Origin of the sequence: Rhodococcus globerulus, from assembly GCF_019334125.1 — a bacterium.
GTDB lineage: Bacteria > Actinomycetota > Actinomycetes > Mycobacteriales > Mycobacteriaceae > Rhodococcus_F > Rhodococcus_F globerula.
Window position 1 is genome coordinate 3,921,305 of sequence record NZ_CP079698.1, and the last position, 20,806, is coordinate 3,942,110.

General features: G+C 62.0%; 19 protein-coding genes. 10 read left to right on the forward strand and 9 right to left on the reverse strand.

Annotated elements, in window-relative coordinates:
• Positions 1–20 precede the first annotated feature (20 nt).
• The gene (locus KYT97_RS17840) at positions 21–386 is read left to right on the forward strand and encodes an ANTAR domain-containing protein (RefSeq protein WP_045066768.1); all 366 of its coding nucleotides are present in this window, start codon (positions 21–23) and stop codon (positions 384–386) included.
• 86 nt (positions 387–472) lie between these two features.
• On the opposite strand, the gene KYT97_RS17845 is transcribed toward KYT97_RS17840, so the two are convergent.
• Together KYT97_RS17845 and KYT97_RS17850 are read right to left on the reverse strand one after the other, a co-directional pair.
• Positions 473–1,807: an MFS transporter gene (locus tag KYT97_RS17845; protein ID WP_045065567.1), complete on the reverse strand. Its 1,335-nt coding sequence runs from the start codon at positions 1,805–1,807 to the stop codon at positions 473–475.
• Complete coding sequence (locus KYT97_RS17850; RefSeq protein WP_219110356.1) at positions 1,807–3,522, reverse strand: amidohydrolase; 1,716 nt, start codon at positions 3,520–3,522, stop codon at positions 1,807–1,809. Before KYT97_RS17850 ends, KYT97_RS17845 begins: the two co-directional genes overlap by 1 nt.
• 224 nt (positions 3,523–3,746) lie before the next feature.
• Here KYT97_RS17850 and KYT97_RS17855 point away from each other — a divergent pair, with 224 nt between their 5' ends.
• The 7 genes from KYT97_RS17855 to KYT97_RS17885 all read left to right on the forward strand — a co-directional run bounded on the left by KYT97_RS17855 (position 3,747) and on the right by KYT97_RS17885 (position 10,048).
• Complete coding sequence (locus KYT97_RS17855; RefSeq protein ID WP_045065572.1) at positions 3,747–4,649, forward strand: Lrp/AsnC family transcriptional regulator; 903 nt, start codon at positions 3,747–3,749, stop codon at positions 4,647–4,649.
• A 79-nt stretch (positions 4,650–4,728) separates the two neighbouring features.
• Positions 4,729–5,385, forward strand: a complete 657-nt coding sequence (locus KYT97_RS17860; RefSeq protein WP_219110357.1) for a FadR/GntR family transcriptional regulator — start codon at positions 4,729–4,731, stop codon at positions 5,383–5,385.
• Positions 5,382–6,185 carry a class I SAM-dependent methyltransferase gene (locus tag KYT97_RS17865; protein ID WP_219110358.1) on the forward strand — a complete coding sequence of 268 codons (804 nt, stop codon included), beginning with the start codon at positions 5,382–5,384 and terminating at the stop codon, positions 6,183–6,185. The genes KYT97_RS17860 and KYT97_RS17865 overlap by 4 nt, the downstream gene beginning before the upstream one ends.
• A 56-nt stretch (positions 6,186–6,241) precedes the next feature.
• Positions 6,242–6,793: an acyl-CoA thioesterase gene (locus KYT97_RS17870; RefSeq protein ID WP_080711680.1), complete on the forward strand. Its 552-nt coding sequence runs from the start codon at positions 6,242–6,244 to the stop codon at positions 6,791–6,793.
• Positions 6,794–7,151: 358 nt separating this feature from the next.
• Complete coding sequence (locus KYT97_RS17875; RefSeq protein ID WP_033233691.1) at positions 7,152–7,475, forward strand: DUF6292 family protein; 324 nt, start codon at positions 7,152–7,154, stop codon at positions 7,473–7,475.
• Positions 7,476–7,555: 80 nt separating this feature from the next.
• Positions 7,556–8,977: a DUF2252 domain-containing protein gene (locus KYT97_RS17880; RefSeq protein WP_033233692.1), complete on the forward strand. Its 1,422-nt coding sequence runs from the start codon at positions 7,556–7,558 to the stop codon at positions 8,975–8,977.
• A gap of 60 nt (positions 8,978–9,037) precedes the next feature.
• On the forward strand, positions 9,038–10,048 hold the full coding sequence (locus tag KYT97_RS17885) for a threonine aldolase family protein (RefSeq protein WP_172937105.1): 1,011 nt from the start codon (positions 9,038–9,040) through the stop codon (positions 10,046–10,048).
• A gap of 1 nt (position 10,049) precedes the next feature.
• On the opposite strand, the gene KYT97_RS17890 is transcribed toward KYT97_RS17885, so the two are convergent.
• Both KYT97_RS17890 and KYT97_RS17895 read right to left on the reverse strand, forming a co-directional pair.
• Positions 10,050–10,904 carry an LLM class flavin-dependent oxidoreductase gene (locus KYT97_RS17890; RefSeq protein WP_219110359.1) on the reverse strand — a complete coding sequence of 285 codons (855 nt, stop codon included), beginning with the start codon at positions 10,902–10,904 and terminating at the stop codon, positions 10,050–10,052.
• Positions 10,901–11,764: a patatin-like phospholipase family protein gene (locus KYT97_RS17895; protein WP_219110360.1), complete on the reverse strand. Its 864-nt coding sequence runs from the start codon at positions 11,762–11,764 to the stop codon at positions 10,901–10,903. Before KYT97_RS17895 ends, KYT97_RS17890 begins: the two co-directional genes overlap by 4 nt.
• Before the next feature lie 54 nt (positions 11,765–11,818).
• Here KYT97_RS17895 and KYT97_RS17900 point away from each other — a divergent pair, with 54 nt between their 5' ends.
• Both KYT97_RS17900 and KYT97_RS17905 read left to right on the forward strand, forming a co-directional pair.
• On the forward strand, positions 11,819–13,492 hold the full coding sequence (locus tag KYT97_RS17900; RefSeq protein WP_219110361.1) for a dihydroxyacetone kinase family protein: 1,674 nt from the start codon (positions 11,819–11,821) through the stop codon (positions 13,490–13,492).
• A 96-nt stretch (positions 13,493–13,588) separates the two neighbouring features.
• Positions 13,589–15,211, forward strand: a complete 1,623-nt coding sequence (locus tag KYT97_RS17905) for a long-chain fatty acid--CoA ligase (RefSeq protein WP_219110362.1) — start codon at positions 13,589–13,591, stop codon at positions 15,209–15,211.
• A 57-nt stretch (positions 15,212–15,268) separates the two neighbouring features.
• Here the strand turns inward: KYT97_RS17905 and KYT97_RS17910 are convergent, their stop codons facing one another.
• The 5 genes from KYT97_RS17910 to KYT97_RS17930 all read right to left on the reverse strand — a co-directional run bounded on the left by KYT97_RS17910 (position 15,269) and on the right by KYT97_RS17930 (position 20,691).
• The gene (locus tag KYT97_RS17910; protein ID WP_092804669.1) at positions 15,269–15,895 is read right to left on the reverse strand and encodes a TetR/AcrR family transcriptional regulator; all 627 of its coding nucleotides are present in this window, start codon (positions 15,893–15,895) and stop codon (positions 15,269–15,271) included.
• A gap of 13 nt (positions 15,896–15,908) precedes the next feature.
• Complete coding sequence (locus KYT97_RS17915; protein ID WP_045065589.1) at positions 15,909–16,670, reverse strand: 3-hydroxyacyl-CoA dehydrogenase; 762 nt, start codon at positions 16,668–16,670, stop codon at positions 15,909–15,911.
• Positions 16,671–16,698: 28 nt separating this feature from the next.
• Complete coding sequence (locus KYT97_RS17920) at positions 16,699–17,892, reverse strand: thiolase family protein (RefSeq protein ID WP_095888047.1); 1,194 nt, start codon at positions 17,890–17,892, stop codon at positions 16,699–16,701.
• Positions 17,893–18,448: 556 nt separating this feature from the next.
• Positions 18,449–19,651: a sensor histidine kinase gene (locus tag KYT97_RS17925; protein WP_219110363.1), complete on the reverse strand. Its 1,203-nt coding sequence runs from the start codon at positions 19,649–19,651 to the stop codon at positions 18,449–18,451.
• 191 nt (positions 19,652–19,842) lie between these two features.
• A complete protein-coding gene (locus KYT97_RS17930; protein WP_371851330.1) occupies positions 19,843–20,691 on the reverse strand; it encodes an SDR family oxidoreductase in 849 nt (282 codons plus the stop codon).
• Positions 20,692–20,806 lie beyond the last annotated feature (115 nt).

Consider the following 20,806-nt stretch of genomic DNA (forward strand, 5'->3'; position numbering starts at 1 on the left):
ATGTGGTTCAAAGGAATACCTTGTACAACACCATGATTCACCCCGACAACACGAACAACCAGACGAACAGTGTTCCGACAAACGGACTACGGATCCCGACCAATTCGGGCCGTCTCCGCGAACGGGCTCTCGAAATTGTCTGCACGCTCTACCGCTGCAGCACCGACGAAGCTGCTGACCTGCTGGTACGACATTCTCAGACCAACAACCTCAAGGTCACCAGCCTGATCAAGGCGCTTGTCGCCTTGATCGACGAAGACACGTCCGGCACCGGCTATGGCAACAACAATGCGCTGGCGTCTCACTTCTGGCTTCGCGAGATCAGGAATCTCAGCCAGGCGCACCGACGCAGCGATCACTTTCATCGCCATCTCGTCGGCGCCTGACCTGCTCTGAACGACAACTGACCTGAAACGACAACTGGGGCAGTACACGGAAATCGTGTACTGCCCCAGCTTCGTGTTTGCAGTTGTCAGGCGGAAGCCGATTCCTTGTTCAGGCCCTGCCGCACACCGTCGGTGTCGGTCGCCTCGTCCACGTGCTGCGGAGCGAAGAGCAGGCAGACGATGCTCAGGATGCACATGCCGATCAGCAGTGCGATGACCGGCCAGATGCTGCCGGTTGCCTTGTACATCAGCGTCGACACCAGCGGAGACAACCCGCCGAAGATCGCGCCTGCACCCTGGTACGCCAACGAGATGCTCGTGTAGCGCGCCTGCGGCTTGAACATCTGCGACAGAACGGCGGCAATCGGACCATACGTGGCAGCGAGCACCAGTCGCATGACCGCAAACGTCAGGAAGATCAGGAAGACGGATCCGGACTTCAGCACCAAGAACTGCGGCGCGGCGAGTATCGCGACCGCAGCGAGACCCCAGATGACCACGCGGACGCGCCCCACCTTGTCGCCGAGCCACGCCACGCCCAGGGTCGCGATCAACTCGACCACCGCGGCGACACTGAGCGCGTTGAGAATCAGCGTCTCCGACAAGCCGACGTCGGGGTCGGTCGCGTATGCCGTGATGAATGTCGTCACGAGGTAGTAGCCGCCGACTGCGACCGGCAGAATGCCGATGCCCAGGATGATCGGACGCCAGTTGGTCACCAGTGCGTACTTGAGCGGCAGCATCTCCGGGACGTCCGCGGACTTCACCTCGGACTCGAAGACCGGGGACTCCTCGACCTTGAGGCGAACCAACAAGCCGACGAGGATCAGCAGCGCCGAGCACAGGAACGGCAGACGCCAGGCCCACTCGCGCAGCGCGTCGTCGCCGAAGGTGGAGAGAATGCTGAAGAACCCGGTGGCCAGAAGGGCGCCGGCCGGGTTGCCCAGCTGAGCGAATCCGCCGTAGAAAGTCTTCTTGTCCTCGGGAGCATGCTCGACGGCCATCAGGACCGCGCCACCCCATTCACCGCCGACGGCGAAGCCCTGGACGAAGCGGAGCAGAACCAGCAGCAACGGCGCCCAGAACCCGATCGACGCGTACGTGGGCAACATGCCGATGAGGAAGGTGCCTGCACCCATCAGCGTCAGTGTGACGACAAGTGCGGTGCGCCTGCCCATCTTGTCACCGACATGGCCGAACACGATTCCGCCGAGCGGGCGAGCGAAGAATCCGACGGCGTACGTCGCGAACGCCGCCGCAACGCCGGTCAGGCGATCGGTTCCGGGCGGGAAGAAGATGTCACCGAAGACCAGGGCGGCTGCCGTGGCATATACGTAGAAGTCGTACCACTCGATGGTTGTACCGACGAAGGCTGCAAATCCCGCCTTGCGGGCCTTCACGATCTGTTGCTCTCGGTTCATTACTTTTCCTCGGTGGTCGAAGTGCTCGACAATAGGTGGTTATGACCTGAATGTGCGAGTTCGCCGTCGATCCAGGTCTCCCGCACCTCGATCTGCGCAATCGCGTCGGCCGGAACCTCGAGGGGGTCCGCGCCCAGAATGACGAAGTCGGCCCGCTTGCCGACCGAGATGCTGCCAAGTTCTGCTTCACGGCCCAGCGCACGTGCACCGTTGAGCGTGTGAGCCTGCAGTGCCTGGTCGGCGGTGATGCGGAGTGCATCGGAGCCGAGCTGATGGCCTTGACGCGTCACACGAGTGACGGCTGCTTGAATTGCCTCGAGCGGCTTGGGCTCTGCGACCGGGGCGTCGGAGCTGATGGTCACGGGAACCTCGGCAGCGATGAACTCCCCGAGCGGGTTGAACCGCTCACCCGGAGTTCCGATCGCAGCGGTGACGCCCTCGCCCCAGTTGTAGTAGTGCTGCGGCTGGTTCACCGGGTACACACCGGCCAGGTTCATCCGGGCGATCTGCTCGGCCGTCGGGAGCCCGCAGTGCTCGATGCGGTGACGCGCGTCGGCGTCGGGGTGAGCCTTCTGCGCAGCTTCGATGGCGTCGAGCACCATGTCGATGGCCGTCGGTGACTGAGCGTGCGTGGCAGTCTGCAGACCCACGGAGTGTGCCTTGGCAATGAGCTCCGAGTAGTCCGCCGGCTCATGGTAGAGCTGCCCGGTGCGGCACGGGTCGCCCACGTAGCCGTCGGGGAAGTATGCGGTCCAGCCGCCGAGAGTGCCGTCGGCGTAGAACTTGATGCCGCCGAACGCGAGCCGCGAATTGCCGAAGGCGCCATGCATTCCCGTGTCGATGACGTGATCGAGGAGATGACTGAGCATGTACATGCTGACGCGGGTCTTGAGCTGATCCTGCTCGGCCAGACGCAGGTACATGTCGAATTCACGACGCGTCACCTGGCAGTCGCCGATGGTGGTGACGCCGCCGGCCAGGAACTTGTCCTGAGCGACCGACAGCTGGCGAAGGTGCTCTTCCGGCTCGTCCTCGAGATGGAAGTTGGGTCCGTGATGGCCGACCTTCACACCGTTGACACCGGTGAGGATGTTGCACGCGGCGTCGGACAGCTCGCCCGTCAACTCGCCGTCTGCATCTCGGAAGAATTCGCCACCGGCCGGGTTCTCAGTGCTCGCATCGATGCCGTGCTTGTCGAAAGTGAAGGAGTTGACGACGCCGCCGTGACCGCTCGCGTTCATGAGGTAGACCTCGCGATCGGTGGCCACCTGATCGAGCTCTTCCTTGAGCGGATGGCGCACTTCGATCAGGTTGCGGTGCTCATAGCCGTATCCGCGAATCGGGACACCCTCAGGAGCTGTGAGTGCCGCTTCCTGAAGCAGGGCAATGATTCCGGGAATCGAGTGCGCCTTCTCCGGTCCGCAGTCCACCCAGCTGAGCATCTGTCCGTACATCAACGGGTGTGCGTGCGGATCGACGAATCCGGGGACGACGGTGGCGCCGTCGAGTTCGACCACCGCGGTCGTGCGAGTGCTCAGGCGTCGCGCCTCCGTGCGGCATTCCTCGAGTGTCCCCACCGCGGCAAAGCGGTTTCCGAACACCAGGAACGCTTCGGCTCCCGCCGTGCTGTCGTCAACGGTGTGGATCTTGGCGCCGGTGAAGATCGTGGCGGTGGCGTCGAGCGGCGAGGCTTCGTGCGTGTGCAACTTGCGCATGGTGGTCCTTCGTCGAGATGGTGGTGCAGGTCACTGCGTGTTGAGCGAAAACTACGCCCTGACCTGGAGCTATGCAATGCATCAAAGTTTCACACCAGGTGGTACACAACTTTTTTGTACAAGTTTTTGTGCATTTCTGCACTTATCCACATCATCTATGCCCACATGCGACTGTTCTAATAGGAAGCTCATACAGAAAAATCTCTGGAAAAGTTAGGGCATCCATGACAGTCGATCTCGATTCCAAGCTCATAGCTGCTCTTCAACGCAATGGGCGAGCGACGTACCGCGAACTGTCCGTGGCGGTCGATGCCCCACGCGCGGCAGTGTCCACCAGGGTGCAGGCACTACTCGACTCGGGAACGGTGTCCGTGGTTGCCGTCGCACACCCCGAACTTCTCGGCCTGAAGGCACTCGCACACGTGTCGATCGCCGTGTCCGGACCGATGACCCCGGTACTGGACGCGTTGATCGAATCCGAGGCTGCCGTGTACATCTCGGCAGTCAGCGGGCAGTACAACGTGATCGCGGAACTTCGGGTGCCCAGCCACGACGATCTGTACCGCGCCATCGCCGAACTCCGCTCACAGCGTGGCGTCAGATCCGTGAGCACGCTGGTCTACGTCGACGTCATCAAGGGAATCTTCATGCCCGAGACCGCTTTACAAGCCGACATCCGACTCGATTCGACGGACGTCGCCTTGATCGAACTGCTCGAGCGCAACGGTCGCATGCCATTTCTCGAGCTGGCCGAACACACCGGCCTGTCGCCGAGCGCTGTGCGCAATCGCGTCAATCATCTGATCTCGAGCACGGCACTGCGCGTCGGTGCCGTCGTCAAGCGGCGAGGTGGTGGCCGGTCGCTGGCGATGGGCATCGGCGTCAATCTCGGCTCACGGGACGACAACGCGGTATCGGAGATCGAGTCGCTCCCGGGAATCGAATTCCTCGCGCGGACTCTGGGACGGTACGACGTGATCGCTACGGTCGCCGCCAACTCGTCCAACGACCTCCATGCCTTGTCCGAGCGAATCCGGGGCATCGACGGTGTCAGCGGCTTGGAATCGTGGGCGCATCTCGAGGTTTTCAAGGAGCACTACGCCCGCAGCCTGGACGTACGCGGATAGTTCACAAGTCATTGACCCACTCGTGAGCGCACGTTAACCTCGGACAAAGTCATTGACCCACTTACCCGAGGTGGCACACATGTCCGATTCCGGACGCAAGGTAGACATCGTCGCCGCGGCGATCGAGGAGGCGATATCGACCGGTCGATGGCCCGTCGGATCAAAACTCCCGCCGGAGACCGCACTGGTCGAGGAATTGGGAGTCGCCCGAAACACCATGCGCGAAGCGGTACGGGCGCTTGCACACGCCGGAGTTCTGTCCGTTCGTCATGGTGGCGGCGTCTACGTCCTGGCGGCGTCGCCGGTGGAAGGATTACTCGGGCGCAGGCTCGCCAGAGGTGACGTTCTCGACGTACTGCGCTTGCGACGCGGACTCGAGGTCGAAGCCGCGCGACTTGCAGCGCAGCGCCATACCCCCGAAGATCTCGCGCGGATACATGCAGCCTGGAATGCCCACCCCGGTCACGTCGGCGGCTTCACTGTCGAAGCCGGCATGGCCCTGCACCTTTCGATCGTCGAGGCGTCCCACAATTCCGCACTGATCGACGTCTACCGGGGAGTCCTTGCCGCCGTGACGGATTCGCTGTCCGCAGTCAGTGTCGGTCCAGGTTTCCACGTCGACGAGCACCGACCCTTGATCGCGGCCATCGAGAAACGCAACCCCGACGAAGCAGCGCGCGCGGCGGTCGCAGCGCTCGATACGGTCATCGACGCAGTCGAAAGGAGTTTGTCGTGAAACAGGGAATCTGGAATGGTGCGACGTATTCGCCTCTTGCCGAGCAACTCTCACCGGCATCGACGGAGGCACTGCGCTCGATCGGGGACGTGAGCACGGTGTACGACGTCTGCGCCGGAACCGGGAACTTTGCGCTCCCGGCGGCCCAGTCCGGTATGACGGTCCACGCACTCGACCTCTCCGCCAGCCAGCTCGAGGTTGCACGCGAACGCTGGATTCCCCACCCCGGCACTACCCAACCCACCTTCACGATCGGCGATGCGCAGTCTTTACCCTGGCCGAATTCGAGTGCCGACGCCTGCGTCAGCATCTTCGGGATCATCTTCTGCCCCGACCCCTCGATTGCCCTCGCAGAGATGATGCGGGTGACCCGGCCAGGCGGAAAGATCTGCGTCGCAACGTGGTCGGCGAACGGGTGGGCAGCAGCACTTCGCACCGAGGCAGCTTCTGCGTGGGACGGCATCGCACCACTGCCGACGACGTGGTCGAGCTCGAGCGAATTCGAGAAGGCGGCAGCCGGATTGGAGTCGGTGAGCTCGGCCTCCCACCTGCTCGAGTGGGAACTACCAGCCGGATCGGATCCCGTCGAGGAACTGTGCGACCAGGCACCGGCGTTGAAGAACTTTCGCGAGGCCGTTCGAAGCACAGGGAATTGGAGTTCGATGTCAGCGCACCTCCGCTCGACGCTCGCGCCCTATCTCAGGTCGAGCGCGGCCGGCCCCGTCGCCACCAGCGAATACATCCTCCACATTGGCACTGTCCCGAACTCCGATACCGCGCTCTTCCGAACGCGCGGGTAACCCTCTTTGCCGGATACGGTCTCTTCACCGTCCACCGACTCCAAGAGGCCCACTCGATGTCTGAATCGATCTCCCTGCCTGAATCCAAGCAAGCACCGCAGCATACGGCAAAACAAACCCTGTCCATGACCGTCCTCATGACGCCGGACATGTCCAACTTCTCGGGCAACGTGCACGGCGGAACGATTCTGAAGTTTCTCGACCAGGTTGCATACGCGTGCGCGAGTCGATACGCCCAGACGTACGTCGTGACCCTGTCCGTGGATCGTGTGGTGTTCCGCGAACCGGTGCATGTCGGAGAACTCGTCACGTTCAGCGCTTCCGTCAATTACACCGGGCGCACGTCGATGGAAATCGGAATACGAGTCGAAACCGAAGACATTCTTCTCGGAAAATCTCGACACACCAATAGTTGCTATTTCACGATGGTGGCAATGGGCAGCGACGGAAAACCAGCTGAAGTACCCCAACTCCGACCAACCGGAACAATTGCGAGGCAACGATTCGAGGCGGGCCGTAGGCGCCGTGAGCTGCGCAGAGAGAACGAACTTCGTGAACGGTCCATACGAGCCGCAGTTCGGGACCTAACGCCCGAACATGACGACTGAGCTTCTCGACAACCGTCACCGACCCCGTAGGTAACGGGTTCGCACTCATCGGCGACGCTGGTGAAGACGACAACACACTGCCCCGATTCACAGCGGAACGTAACCGCTACTTTGACTCAATACCGCAGTGCCAGAGCGGGTATGACGATCCACATCGACTACATGGGCGGGTACGCGGGCGGCCGAAAGCACACCGTCTTCTCATTTCCGCGGCCACCCACGACAACGGCGAAGCCCAAAAAAACATCTCGGGCATCGCCTGCGTCGTAAATCTGTGGCCGGGACGTAATCTGCACGGCGTTTCTTCGGCGGCACCAAGGGGGAACCCTCCGATCACCACCGAGCCGGAGGAGCGAGCATGCGTGCACACACCGCCATTCCGAGCGAATCCACTTGTCAAAGGTACGTAGTCGCGGTCGCCGCCTCCGCCTTTGCCGAATCGGTCATCTGGTTCGACGGTCCGGCGTTCGACGCGGTACTTGTGCTTGGCAACGAGATTCCGCAGCACAGCGGCCACCGCGCCGTACTCGCGTGGAACCACTACTTCGGGTGGGCGCTCGGTGTGGAGGACATGCCGGATGCGTCGTTCACCGTCGTCGAGTGCCTCGGCATCGGGAGAATGCCCGATCCGGACCTGTGCGCCGACCGCGTTGTCGAGTTGATTGCCCAGGCGAGTAGTTAACGAACTCGTCGCGCGGTACTAATTCCAGCGGGCATAAGATCGAGCGCGAGTTTCGCACGCCCGACGAAAGAGAGCCCGACATGGACCCGCTGAGTAGGCCTGCCGGTCAGTTGGCTCTCGAAAACGAACCGGACGGCAGGGCGACCCTGCGCGCGCGTCAAACCCCTCGCAGTGAGCGGCGCAAGATCGGAAAGAGTCTACGTAAACGAGTGGCACGGTCGTCACTTGGCGATTGGACGCCACCACCGAACCGACGTGACCCGGTCGATCAGGTCAACACTGCCCACGAGGGAAGACTCGACTGGTTGGTACCGATTCGGGTGGGGCGCATGGTCGCTTCCCCGTACGGATTCCTCCGCGGGACTGCCGGACTGATGGCCGAGGACATGGCGGCGCTCCCGGCCACCGGTATCACGCCGGTCATCTGCGGTGACGCCCACGTCGGCAACTTCGGGTTCTACGGATCGCCGGAACGCGAACTTGTCATAGACCTCAACGATTTCGACGAAGCACATCCAGGCCCGTGGGAATGGGACCTGCGTAGGTTGGCTGCGAGCATCTGGGTGGCCGGTCGACAAAACGGCCTCACCGAATCTCAATGCGAAACAGCGACGACCTCGTGTGTGTCCGCGTATCGCCTCCACCTGGGAAAGCTGTCCGAGCGGCCACTCTTCGATCGTTCTTTCGACCGAGTCGATTTCGACGGACTGACCGACCACGTCACCGATCCAGGCTTGCTCGCCGAGATCCAACGCGCAGCGGAACGCGCCCGCCGACGTACCAGCGATCACGCGGTTCCCCGATTCACCGTCGAGGATCACGGACGACGACAACTACTCGAGAACCCGCCGCTCACAACACGACTCACCCCACAGGACACCGACTTCCTCTTGGAAGGTCTCGACGAATATCTCGAAACCCTTGCACCGCACTGGCGTCGAGTGGTCTCGGGATACAACGTCATCGACGTGGCGCACCGGGTCGTCGGCGTCGGAAGTGTCGCCCTACGAGCCTATGTCGCCCTGTGTGAAGGGAGCATCCCGGACGACGTCATATTCCTGCAGCTCAAACAGGCTCGCCGATCCGTTGTTGCGCCGTTCGTGCACGGCGACTCGGCCTGGCACGATCACCAAGGACGACGTGTCGCGGAATACCAGCAGGCCCTCCAGACAGTCAGCGATCCACTGCTCGGTTGGTGCACCGTCGACGACCGCCAGTACTACGTCCGCCAGTTCCGGAACATGAAAGGTTCAGTGGACCTGAACAATATCGACGCAGCAGCGCTGACCGACTATGTCGCGATCTGCGGTCGCCTACTGGCGAAGGGACACGCCCGAACCAGTGGCGCGTCACTGATTTCCGGCTATCTGGGAACCTCGGACACGGTCGATACTGCCCTCACCCGATTCGCTCGGCTCTACGCCGATCAAACCGAACGTGACCACGACGCTCTGTGCCGGGCGGTATCCGCCGGTACGATCGCCGCGGAGCCGGGAATCTGATCCCTCACGTCCGACTCACGGCAGTTTGACGCCGGATCACGCGACTTGATCGAATGAACCATGACTTCGTCGTACATCGACCTACGCTCGGACACCGTCACCAAACCTGACGCAGAGATGCGAAGGGCAATGGCCGACGCAGAGGTCGGTGACGACGTCCTCGATCACGACCCGACCATGGCGGCGCTCGAGGAAGAAGTGGCACACACTCTCGGTTTTCCGGCGGCTCTGTGGGTACCGAGCGGATCGATGGGCAACCTGATTGCGCTGATGCTGCACCTCCGCCGTGGTGATCAGTTCCTGGCACCGGAGCACTCCCACGTCCTGGGGTCCGAGTTGGGCACCGCTGCCTGGCTCGCCCAGGGCATGCCGGTGGCGCTGCCGCACGACGGAGGGCCCGGACGGCCCAGGCCCGAGACGGTTCTGAAGGCCGCAGGCTCCCCCGGTCCGTATTTCACGTTGAACACCACGTTGCTCTGTCTCGAGAACACCCACAACTTCGCCGGCGGCGCCGTCATGAATCCGGCCGAGTGGACAACGCTGGTCGACGCGGCCCGATCACGCGGCTTGAAGATTCACCTCGACGGTGCCCGCCTCTGGAATGCCGCTGCTGCACTCGATGTTTCGCCCACCGAACTGACTTCCGGCGCCGACACCGTCCAGGTATGCCTGAGCAAGGGACTGGGCGCGCCGGTCGGCTCGATACTGGCCGCGTCACCCGAACTGATCACCGAGGCCCGAAGGATTCGCAAGATGCTCGGCGGCGGCATTCGTCAGGGCGGCGTGCTTGCCGCGGCCGGCATCGTGGCCTTGCGCTCGCAGGCCCGACTGTCCGACGATCACGACAATGCGCAGCGCCTCGCGTCGGGGCTTCGTGAGCGCGGTTGGGCTGTCGACGAACCCGCCACCAACATCGTTCTCGCCGCCACAGCCGATCCATCGGCCACCGTTGCTCAGCTCGCCGCTGTCGACGTCGGTGCCGTCACCGTCGCCGGGAAGGTTCGGTTCGTGACACATCGAGACGTGAGCACTGCCGACATCGACGAGGTTCTGTCCCGACTAACCGCCTGAGCTACACCATCAGCGGTTGAACCTCCTGCGCGACAAGGCGAATAAACTCTCGGACGTCCGGCTCGTCAACGGTCGGTTGGAGTACCACGGTGGTTGCACCCGCGTCCACCCATCGCACTGCTGCGGCCGCAACGTCGGCCGCGGTCCCCACGGCAACCGCATCCACCGGCGACTCGCTACCGGACGCTGCGGCCTCGGCCAGCGCGCGCTCACGACCGCCTGAACCGAAGGCACAGATGACGTAGACGACCACCTCGTGATCTTGCGCTCCGATGTGTTGGATCGCCCGGCGCACGCCGTCCGGGGTGGTCCCTCCCGACAACACCGTGCCCTGCGCCAACTCACCACTGAGCGCCAAAGTCTTTGGCCCCGTAGCACCGACAAGCAACTGAGGCACCTCCTCCGGCGGCCATGCCAGCGTGACGTCCTCGAGATTCACGTACCTACCGGATACCGTCACCGACTCGCCACGTAGTAGCCGCTCGACCGCTCCGAACTGCTCACGCAGGAGGGTCAACGGCGATTCGGACTTGGCGCCGATCTGTCGCATCCAACTCTGAACGCCGTGACCGAAGCCAACCCGCAGTCGATCCGGATGGATTCTGCCCAGCGCCGAAATCTCCATCGCCGTGATCGCGGTGTTGCGCATCGGCGTCGGCAGCACACCGATCGCCACTCTCATCCGCGCGGTTGCGGCCAATACAGTTGCAGCAGTAGCTATTCCTCCACCGAAGAAGCAGTCCTCCCACAACCAGACCTCGTCGATACCGACTTCGTCGGCATATTTGGCAAGCTGGATCAGATCCTCCGGCGACTGCTCCGGACGAAGGACCACGGCAATCCGGGCCCCACTCATGTCGTCACCAGAAACGCAGCGATCTCGTCAGCCGTTCGGCGGCCCTGTTCGCGACCGAGTTCAGCTGCCGGACGCCGGGTGGCCGGCGAGAGGGAGTTCGTTCCGATCGCCTCGACGACGGCGTCGTCGGCGAAGATCGGCAGTACCCGTGACTGCGTCATCGCGTCGATTTCCTCTCGCAGACTGCCGCCCAGAAGATTCGGGGCGGGATCGGCTGCGGGTGAAAGAACCACGACCACATCACAGTCGGCAGCCAAATGAACATTCGAGCCACTTGCCATTCCGCCATCCATGTATCGGCGCCCGTCGATCGTGACCACCGGCCACACACCGGGGACGGCGCAACTCGCTCCGACTGCGTCGATCAGGTCTACGCCGGCCGACTTGCCGAACACCCTCAACTCACCGGTCTCGGCGTTGATTGCCGGGATGCGCAACTCCCGGTCGGGCCACGCCCGATTGCGCAGCCTCGCCTCGATGACCGCACGACGCACGGCGGGTTCGACGGTGTCGGCGGCCATCGCTGCCTCGCCGAGCGCACGAAGTTGTTCGGATCGATCCGCGGAACCTGCGATCGCGTCGACGAACATCTGACCGAGTACCTCGACATCGACCTTCGGATCGATCTCCCCCGTCGCCTCCGCTGTTTGTGCGTCGAAAAGTTCCTGCAGTGTCACACCGCCCGCGATCTGAGCGGTCACGGTGGAGCCTGCAGAAGTGCCGATCAACCCGTCAGCTGCCAGCAGCGCTGCGGCGGCGTCCGCCGAATTGTCCTGAACGCCGAGTAGAAAACCGGTTTCCCAGGCGATTCCCGCAACGCCGCCACCGGCCAGTACCAACCCCAGTTTCACGCCGTCCACCTCTCGTCGATCACCACCCGTGCCCGAACTCGACGTTAGACCTACTCTGAAGTGATGTTCATGCGCAGCGCAAAGACATTTGTTCCCGACGCACTTCGCGGGTTGATCGCATCCACCGACGACATCGCGTGGAATCCCGACCCCGGATACCTCACACGGGCACAACCGCTGCCCAAAGGACAAGTGGCCATCGTCTCCGGCGGCGGATCCGGACACGAACCGATGCACGCCGGGTTCCTCGGCGCAGGCATGCTGACCGCAGTCTGCCCCGGCTTGGTCTTCACTTCACCCAACGCTCTGCAAATTCACGAGGCCTCCAAAGCCGTCGACGCCGGCGGCGGTGTCCTCCACATCGTGAAGAACTACACCGGCGACGTCATGAACTTCGGTATCGCACGAGAGTTGCTGCGGGAAGACAACATCGATACCGATGTGGTCCTCGTCGAGGACGATGTGGCAACCGAACGAGCTGACGGCGACGGACCAGGACGCCGAGGTACGGCAGCCACCGTCGTCGTGGAAAAGGTTTGCGGTGCCGCAGCCGAGCGCGGCGAGTCTTTGGCAGAGGTTGTCCGGATCGGTCGCCTTGTCGCACAATCGGCACGCAGCATGGCCGTCGCGCTTGCGCCGTGCACGCTCCCCGGCGCAACGGAACCTTCGTTCGATCTACCTGCGGGCCAGATGGAACTGGGCATCGGCATCCACGGCGAGCGAGGACGCGAACGGATCGACGCGTTGCCTGCTCCCGAACTGGTGCGCCGACTGACCGATCCGATCATCGACTCACTCCAACTGGCCGAGGGAGATCGTGTTATCGCGCTGGTCAACGGATTAGGTGCAACACATCCCCTGGAACTGCAGTTACTGTTCGCGGAGCTCGGAGAATATCTAGGCGAGAAGGGAATTCACATCGAACGCCCCCTCGTCGGAACATTTGTGACGGCGATGAACATGGCAGGCGCATCCATCACCCTGGTACGCGTCGACGATCAGATCCTCGAACTGTGGGACGCCCCGAGCGCCGCGCCGGCCTGGCCGAATTCGCCGGCACGAAGTTACTCGGCTGTGGGTCCGCGGGAATCGTTCGGACCTTCGTACACGGCACCGACAACCCCGACTTCCGACGGAAACATCGGGGCATGGGTAGCCGATTGGGCGCAGAAGGTACTCGACGAGGAACCTGCCCTCACCGATCTCGATCGACGGGCCGGCGACGGCGATTTCGGTACCAACATGGTGGCCGCACTGGAACAATTGGATTTGACCGAGATGCGCAATACCTATTCCGCATCAACAACATTCGATGCCATCTCGCAAGCCTATCTCGGCCATGCGGGTGGAACGTCCGGAGCACTGTTCGGCATCTGGTTCCGTCATTTCTTCCGAGTAGCCCGGGAGGGCACACTGGATCTCGCGACCATTGCCGCTGCGGCACGGGCAGGTCTGGACAACATCACCGCACTAGGGGGAGCACGCCCCGGAGACAAGACCATGGTGGATGCGATTGCCCCCGCAGTGGACGCTCTCGAGGAAGGAGTTCGAGTCGACGGCGTACGCGCGGACGTGTTGCAACGAACCTCGGAAGCCGCCCGCGCCGGAGCCGAGTCGACGGAAGTCATGGTCGCCAGCCGGGGCCGCGCAAGCTATGTCGGCGAGGCGGCTCGAGGCGTCGTCGACCCGGGCGCACTCGTTATCGCATGGTTCTTCGAGTGTGCAGTGGGTCACTAACACGGCGCCCCGGCGATATGACTAGCCTGACATCACACAACCTCGATTGCGGCCGGTCTGGAAAGCACAGGATCGCATGACACCCAGGAGTAGCCCATGCTGAGCACGATGCAAGACGCCCCACTCTCCATTGCTCAAATCCTGCGGCACGGAGCCTCCGTCCACGGTGACGCCGAGGTTGTGACCTGGACCGAAAGTGGTCCGCGCCGTACGTCGTATGCCGAGGTGGGACGTCGCTGCGCTCAGCTGGCACACGCACTGCGCGGACTCGGCGTCGACGGGGATCAGCGAGTGGCCACGTTCATGTGGAACAACTCGGAGCACCTCGAGGCGTACCTCGGCATTCCTGCGATGGGCGCTGTCCTGCACACCCTCAACATCCGATTGTTCCCCGAGCAGCTGATCCACGTTGCCAATCACGCCGAGGATCACGTGATCATCGTGGATCCGTCGCTGATCCCGTTGCTCGCACCCCAACTGCCTTCGCTCACGACCGTCAAGCACATCATCGTGACGGGCTCTTCCGCCGCCGGCCTCGAAGCGCCCGCCGGTGTTGAGGTACACACGTACGAAGGCCTGATCGCAGAGCAGCCGACAGAGTTCGACTGGCCCGAACTGGACGAGCGCAGCGCTGCCGCGATGTGTTACACCTCCGGCACCACAGGCGACCCCAAAGGTGTTGTGTATTCCCATCGTTCGATCTACCTGCACTCGATGCAGGTCTGCATGAGCGACGGACCCAACCTCAAGCAGGGCGACCGCGCACTTGCCGTCGTTCCGCAGTTCCATGCGATGTCGTGGGGACTTCCCTACGCCGCGTTCATGATCGGCGCTTCGCTGATCATGCCCGATCGCTTCCTCCAGCCGGCTCCGTTGGCCGCGATCATCGCCAGCGAGAAGCCGACGTTCGCCGCCGCGGTCCCCACGATCTGGCAGGGTCTGCACCTCTACCTCGAACAGAATCCTCAGGACATCTCGTCTATGCGTGAGGTTCTGATCGGCGGCTCGGCAGTTCCGCCGGCACTGATGCACGCGTTCGAAGACGATCACAACGTCAGCGTCCTGCATGCGTGGGGCATGACCGAAACCTCGCCACTCGGCTCCGTGGCTCGCCCGCCGCTCGGTATCACGGGTGACGAGATGTGGAAGTACCGATACTCGCAGGGCCGCTTCCCCGCATCCGTCGAAGCACGCCTCATCGGCGATGACGGCAAAACTGTTGCCCACGACGGCGTTTCCGTTGGTGAGCTCGAAGTGCGCGGCCCCTGGATTACGGCGTCGTATTACGGTGTCGAGGCAGCAGACAAGTTCAACGACGGCTGGCTCAAGACCGGCGACGTCGGATCCATCACTGCCGACGGCTTCCTCAGCCTCTCGGACCGTTCCAAGGACATCATCAAGTCGGGCGGCGAGTGGATTTCGTCGGTCGACCTCGAGAACGCAGTCATGGGTCATCCCGATGTCACGGAAGCAGCTGTAATCGGCATTCCCGACGAGAAGTGGGATGAGCGACCGCTGGTGGCGGTAGTCCTGCGCGCGGATTCGGCAACAACGATGGCCGAACTGCAAGAGTTCCTCTCGGACAAGATCGCAAAGTGGCAGCTTCCCGAGAACTGGGCTGTGGTGCAGGAAGTTCCGAAGACGAGTGTCGGCAAGTTCGACAAGAAGCGTCTGCGGGCCGACTACCACGACGGCGGACTCAACGTCACGCGGCTCTGACACAGGGTAAACACCACAAGGCGGGCAACAGGTCTTAAACCTGTTGCCCGCCTTCGTTTACGGTCGATACCCGACTGTATGAAACGCGATGTCGACGTACTTCTCTGCCAATTGGGACGGCGACATCGGACCACCGGTCTGGAACCAACGTGGTAAAGATTGAGCCATTCCGAGTATGGCCCGGACGGTTTCTTCGGTGTCGGTGACCGAGAAATCTCCTGATGCCACACCGTCATCGACAATCCTGCGCATCAGCAATTCGAGTCGCTTGCGACTGGCCGCGTATCGGCTTCGGCTTTCCGGCGAGACATGCCGGATCTCGGTGTCCAACGCAGCGTGATGCGCCCGATGAGTCATGTACAGAACGATCGCCTCGACCACCAGCGCAAAGCGCTCCACCGGTTTTTCTCCGGCTTCTGCTTCTGCCGCTTCGGTTCTGGTATTCAGTTCGCTCATCGATACGTCGAACAGCGCGACCAGAACGGCCTCTTTGTTCGCGTGGTGATAGTAGAGCGCGGGAACGGTTACCCCGACGCGGTTGGCAATCTGCCGCACAGTTGTGCCGTGGTAACCGTTCTCGTTGAACAGTTCCAGCGAAGCCGTCAGGATGTCACTCATCAACAGCGGCGGAAAAGACCTCCAGTCCACTGCTACCGAATCCACACTCATCGCTTCGCCAGTCATCTTGTCTCCGAAATTACCGCGGTGCCATACGGATTGCACCGTCGAGGCGGATCGTCTCACCGTTGAGCATCGGGTTGGAGACGATGTGCGCTGCGAGTGCACCGTACTCGCTGGGGTCACCCAAGCGGGAGGGGTGCGGCACCTGAGTACCGAGCGACGCCTGAGCCTCTTCCGGCAGGCTGGCGAGCAACGGCGTCTTGAACAGGCCAGGAGCAATCGTGTTGACGCGGATCAGCAGCGACGCGAGGTCGCGGGCGATGGGGAGCGTCATACCGACAACGCCGCCCTTGGATGCGGAGTAAGCAGCCTGGCCGATCTGTCCGTCGTATGCTGCGACCGAGGCGGTGTTGATGATGACACCCCGCTCGCCGTCAATGGGCTCGGTCTTCGAAATGCGCTCTGCAGCAAGGCGAAGCACGTTGAACGTGCCGATCAGGTTGACGTCCACGACCTTCTTGAACGCGTCGAGGGGGAATGCGCCCTTCTTGCTGACGGTCTTGATGGCGTTGCCGATTCCGGCGCAGTTGACCGTGACGCGGATCGGTCCGAGGGTCTCCGCGAGATCGAGAGCGGCCGACACAGCTGCCTCGTCCGTGACGTCGGCAGCAGCAAAGCGAACGCGGTCGCCGAGTTCCTTGGCGATGGCCTCACCGTTGGAGGACGGCAGGTCGATGATGACGACGCTGGCGCCGTCGGCGAGAAGGGCTTTGGCGGTGGCCAGGCCGAGCCCGGAGGCTCCACCGGTGACGACGGCTACGCTGTCGTTGACGATCATGTGATTCCCTTTCGAAAGATGTTGTGTGTCAGATACGTTCGATAATTGTGGCGTTTGCCATGCCGGCACCTTCACACATGGTCTGCAGGCCGTAGCGTCCGCCGGTGGCCTCGAGGTGGTTGACCATCGTCGTCAGCAAACGCGTGCCCGAGGATCCGAGTGCGTGGCCGAGCGAGATGGCTCCGCCCCACGGGTTGAGCTTGGCCGGGTCGGCACCGAATTCGTGTGCCCACGCGAGTGGCACCGGCGCAAATGCTTCGTTGACCTCGTAGGTGTCGATGTCGTCGATGCTCAGTCCTGCGCGAGCAAGGACCTTGTGGGTGGCCGGGATCGGTGCGGTGAGCATGAAGACCGGGTCGTCGCCCATCACGGAGAACGAGTGGAAACGGGCGCGAGGTGTCAGCCCCAGCTTGGAGGCCATCTCTTCGCTCATGATCAGAGCAGCCGAAGCGCCGTCGGTGAGCGGTGAGGAGTTGCCGGGAGTGATCGACCACTGTGCTTCCGGGAAACGAGCTGCGTACTTCTCGGAGTAGAACGACGGCTTCAAACCGGCCAGGCCCTCGGCGGTGGTCGATGCGCGCACAGTCTCGTCGACGGTGTGCGTAACAGTTTCTCCGGCGGCATTGGTCACCGAGATCGGCACGATCTCCTTGTCGAACAGTCCCTCCGCCGCCGCAGCCGCAGCGCGCTGATGGGACTGAGCCGAGAAAGCGTCGAGCGTGTCCCGGTCGAACTTCCACTTCGCCGCAATCAGTTCAGCCGAAATGCCTTGGTTGACCAAGCCCTCGGGGTAGCGAGCGGCGATACCGGGACCGGATGCGTCCTTACCCATCGAGGTGAACCCCATAGGTACACGGCTCATGGATTCGACACCGGCGGCAATCACGATGTCGTACGCCCCGGCGATAACGCCCTGAGCGGCGAAATGTGCTGCCTGCTGGCTGGATCCGCACTGGCGGTCGATCGTAGTGGCAGGTACGGATTCGGGGAATCCGGCCGAGAGCACGGCCGTTCGGGTGATGTTCAGTGCCTGCTCGCCGGCCTGACCGACACAGCCGCCGATGACGTCGTCTACCAGCGCCGGATCGATGCCGTTGCGCTCGACAATCGACCGAAGTACGTGGGCCAACAGTTCGACGGGATGTGTCCCGGACAGTGCCCCGCCTGGCTTGCCCTTGCCTGATGCGATCCGGACTACATCGACAATCACTGCCTTGGTCATCTTCTTCGTTCCCTTCGAGGACGTGCACTTGAGACGGTCCGGCACCCAAGACGCATGCATCAGGCACCGGACCGAGATCATGTTGCGCAAGCCAACCACTGACTTAGCGCTCGTTAAATAGCTACCATGCCAGAGGTGCCGGCGTCAATGGCAACCACTGGGATCGATACCGGGTGGACAGGGGGCAAGGAGGGCCCAGCGACGGAGTCGGCAGCGCTACGTTCGACCGAGCGGTAGCCCTAAACCAATGGGCCCGAGATGTCCTCACCAAAAGGAATTAGCACCAAAGTATTAGGAACGCGATCCCGCATTCAAGCCACCTCTATGAATCGAGATTCCGGACTTCGTCAAGAGACAAAAGAAGCACTCTTCGCGGTGGTTCTGCACAACTTTACCGAAGGTTATGAATAACGCGTAGCTCATCAGCGCATTTACTACAGGGGAATGAGCGACTCGCCTAACGTGTCGAGAGAAAGAAGAACACTGAGAACACGAAGGCCAACACGATCACCGGGAGACGTCCTGGTTGAATTATGCCCGATTTGCCGCGGGGTAACTATCCGATGATCTGGCCGGCAGTGGGAATGACTGCCTTTACAGTCCAACCGTTGTCGTTTGGTCCGGCGAGAAGGGTTCCGCCCAGAAGGGTGACGCGTTCACGCATCCCTGAAATGCCCAGACGCTGACCGTCTGTCGCGGGTGTTCCTCTGTCGGCAATATTGGTGACGTCGACGCTGATCGAATCGCGCTCACGTCGCACAGTCACTGTCGCGGAACTCTCCGGCGCGTGGCGAAGAATATTCGACAATGCCTCTTGCACAACGCGATAGGAGGACAGTTGCACAGCACTGTCGAGTTCGGTGAAGCTATCCTCCAGATCGAGTTCCAAGGACGGTATGGACGCTCGACATCCCTCCACGAGTTCCGGAATATCGGCGATCATCGGTTGTGGGTACTTGGGATCGGCCTCGCCCAACCGCAGAATCCCCACAGTTTGACGCAAACTGTTCAGGGCCCGATCGCCATGGTCGATCACACCACCGAGCAGTGCCTTAGCTTGCGCCGGGTTGGAGGAAAACAATTTGTCTGCCGACCTCGCCTGAATGAGCAGACCCGTGAGGTGATGAGCGGCGACGTCGTGCAATTCGCGCGCCATATTCTGCCGTTCCTCTGTGATCGCATCGCTTATTCGCGCGTCGCTGTTCAACTGCATTTGCTCGATGGCGGCGGCACTGGCGGATGATTGAGCTCGATATCTCTGCACAACTTTCCCGATAACGATCATGACCGCGTAGCTGGTCATGATATTCACCGCGGGTGCTAACAAGAATTCTGGCAAATCCCCAGCCGGGACCTGAGCAAGCGTCATGCTTTCACCAGCGTCGCCCGGTCGAAATCTGGTCGTCATCCACAGATCAGCGAGCATTCCGGCAATCGTCAGTAGTACCAAGCGACTTCCGGAAGTTCTCCCAGCCATGACGATGATCGCAAACCAATACAGCGGAGTGGCCGCTGCTACTCGATCCTCGAACAGCAGGGCCAAAGCGACGGTGCCGACGAGAGTCAGAAGATACATCCACACCGGATGCCGCCGACGGAAACATGCGGCCACTGTCATGACAGTCAGAATGAGCACTGTCGTGATGAGAACAACCGGGTCGTCCGCGGCCGACTCTCCCGAATAACCACTACCCCGCGCCACCGACCAGGTTGCGACGAGCATCCACACGAGGCTGAGAATTCCGGCAGTGACCGCCAAGACAGCTGGGTTCCGCGATAGAATTTCGCGAGCACTCAGCGAAATCTTCTTGACCCGCGCCGGTTTCCGGCGAATGTCTGCCACTGGCTATTCCCCTACTTCATTTCTCGATCAAGTTTTGCGCGCAGTCGCCGTCTTCAAAGTACGCCATACCCTCATTTATTTACCCGATACTTCGGCAGCGAGTACTTTCAGATTCCAGAACGTCGCACGAATGCATCTGTGGCAGAGGGTGATATAGCGCCAATGACCCTGAGCAGGCCGGCATAGCGTGGATACAATTCGATCGGACGCGTTTCGATTGCCCGCAGGATCCACGACGCTGCCTGCTCCGCGGTCAATGCCGGTTGGCTGACGTATTCGGCGGTTGGCGCAATCATCGGCGTGCGAATCAGTGGAAATTGCACGGTACTGACGGCGACGCCCGTGCCATGACACTCTGCGCCGAGACTACGGCCGAAGGCACTGAGCGCAGACTTCGACGCGTGATACGCACTGAACCGTGGCATCACGCCGGCACTCACACCCCACGTCCCGACGTTGACAATATGTCCGGCACCGGCCTCGAGCATTGACGGCAAGAGTCGAAGCGTCAGCCGCGCCGGACCGAAGTAGTTGAGCGCCATCGTGCGCTCGTAATCATGAAACCGTTCTACGGAATCGGCGGCACTGCGGCGGATCGAGCGGCCCGCGTTGTTGATCAAAACGTCGACGGTCCCGAACTGGTCGGCTATCGCGTCGGCAAGTTCGTCGACGCTTTCACCGTTCGAGAGATCCGCGGGTAGAACGTGAGCCCACCCTCCCTCTCGGTGGATGTCGTCACGCACGCGCTCGAGTTCGTCAATGCCTCGGGCAACCAGGATCATCTCGGCACCACGAGCCGCCAACATGTGCGCGGTTGCCTCCCCGATACCGGACGACGCCCCGGTCAGCACGATGGTTCTCTCCGAAAGGTCGACGCGGGGGCGCGGAAGCAGCGAACCAAGCCTCGTGGGCGGATTCAACACGAAATTGCCCACCAGCCTGCTGATCATCGTCATCGCCTGTCCTTTTCTATAGGTTGACGAGATTACCGAGCAGTAAGTTATTGCGCGCCCATACGCCAGAAGATCGCGGAAACGCCCACGAAGCAGCAGGCAAAGCGTGACCCACAAA

What these genes read in the sequence shown, in the direction of transcription:
- KYT97_RS17845 (WP_045065567.1), bottom strand. Translation starts at nt 1,807, where the DNA reads ATGAACCGAGAGCAACAGATCGTGAAGGCCCGCAAGGCGGGATTTGCA.
- KYT97_RS17850 (WP_219110356.1), bottom strand. Translation starts at nt 3,522, where the DNA reads ATGCGCAAGTTGCACACGCACGAAGCCTCGCCGCTCGACGCCACCGCC.
- KYT97_RS17855 (WP_045065572.1), top strand. Translation starts at nt 3,747, where the DNA reads ATGACAGTCGATCTCGATTCCAAGCTCATAGCTGCTCTTCAACGCAAT.
- KYT97_RS17860 (WP_219110357.1), top strand. Translation starts at nt 4,729, where the DNA reads ATGTCCGATTCCGGACGCAAGGTAGACATCGTCGCCGCGGCGATCGAG.
- KYT97_RS17870 (WP_080711680.1), top strand. Translation starts at nt 6,242, where the DNA reads ATGTCTGAATCGATCTCCCTGCCTGAATCCAAGCAAGCACCGCAGCAT.
- KYT97_RS17875 (WP_033233691.1), top strand. Translation starts at nt 7,152, where the DNA reads ATGCGTGCACACACCGCCATTCCGAGCGAATCCACTTGTCAAAGGTAC.
- KYT97_RS17880 (WP_033233692.1), top strand. Translation starts at nt 7,556, where the DNA reads ATGGACCCGCTGAGTAGGCCTGCCGGTCAGTTGGCTCTCGAAAACGAA.
- KYT97_RS17885 (WP_172937105.1), top strand. Translation starts at nt 9,038, where the DNA reads ATGACTTCGTCGTACATCGACCTACGCTCGGACACCGTCACCAAACCT.
- KYT97_RS17890 (WP_219110359.1), bottom strand. Translation starts at nt 10,904, where the DNA reads ATGAGTGGGGCCCGGATTGCCGTGGTCCTTCGTCCGGAGCAGTCGCCG.
- KYT97_RS17900 (WP_219110361.1), top strand. Translation starts at nt 11,819, where the DNA reads ATGTTCATGCGCAGCGCAAAGACATTTGTTCCCGACGCACTTCGCGGG.
- KYT97_RS17905 (WP_219110362.1), top strand. Translation starts at nt 13,589, where the DNA reads ATGCTGAGCACGATGCAAGACGCCCCACTCTCCATTGCTCAAATCCTG.
- KYT97_RS17910 (WP_092804669.1), bottom strand. Translation starts at nt 15,895, where the DNA reads ATGACTGGCGAAGCGATGAGTGTGGATTCGGTAGCAGTGGACTGGAGG.
- KYT97_RS17915 (WP_045065589.1), bottom strand. Translation starts at nt 16,670, where the DNA reads ATGATCGTCAACGACAGCGTAGCCGTCGTCACCGGTGGAGCCTCCGGG.
- KYT97_RS17920 (WP_095888047.1), bottom strand. Translation starts at nt 17,892, where the DNA reads ATGACCAAGGCAGTGATTGTCGATGTAGTCCGGATCGCATCAGGCAAG.
- KYT97_RS17930 (WP_371851330.1), bottom strand. Translation starts at nt 20,691, where the DNA reads ATGACGATGATCAGCAGGCTGGTGGGCAATTTCGTGTTGAATCCGCCC.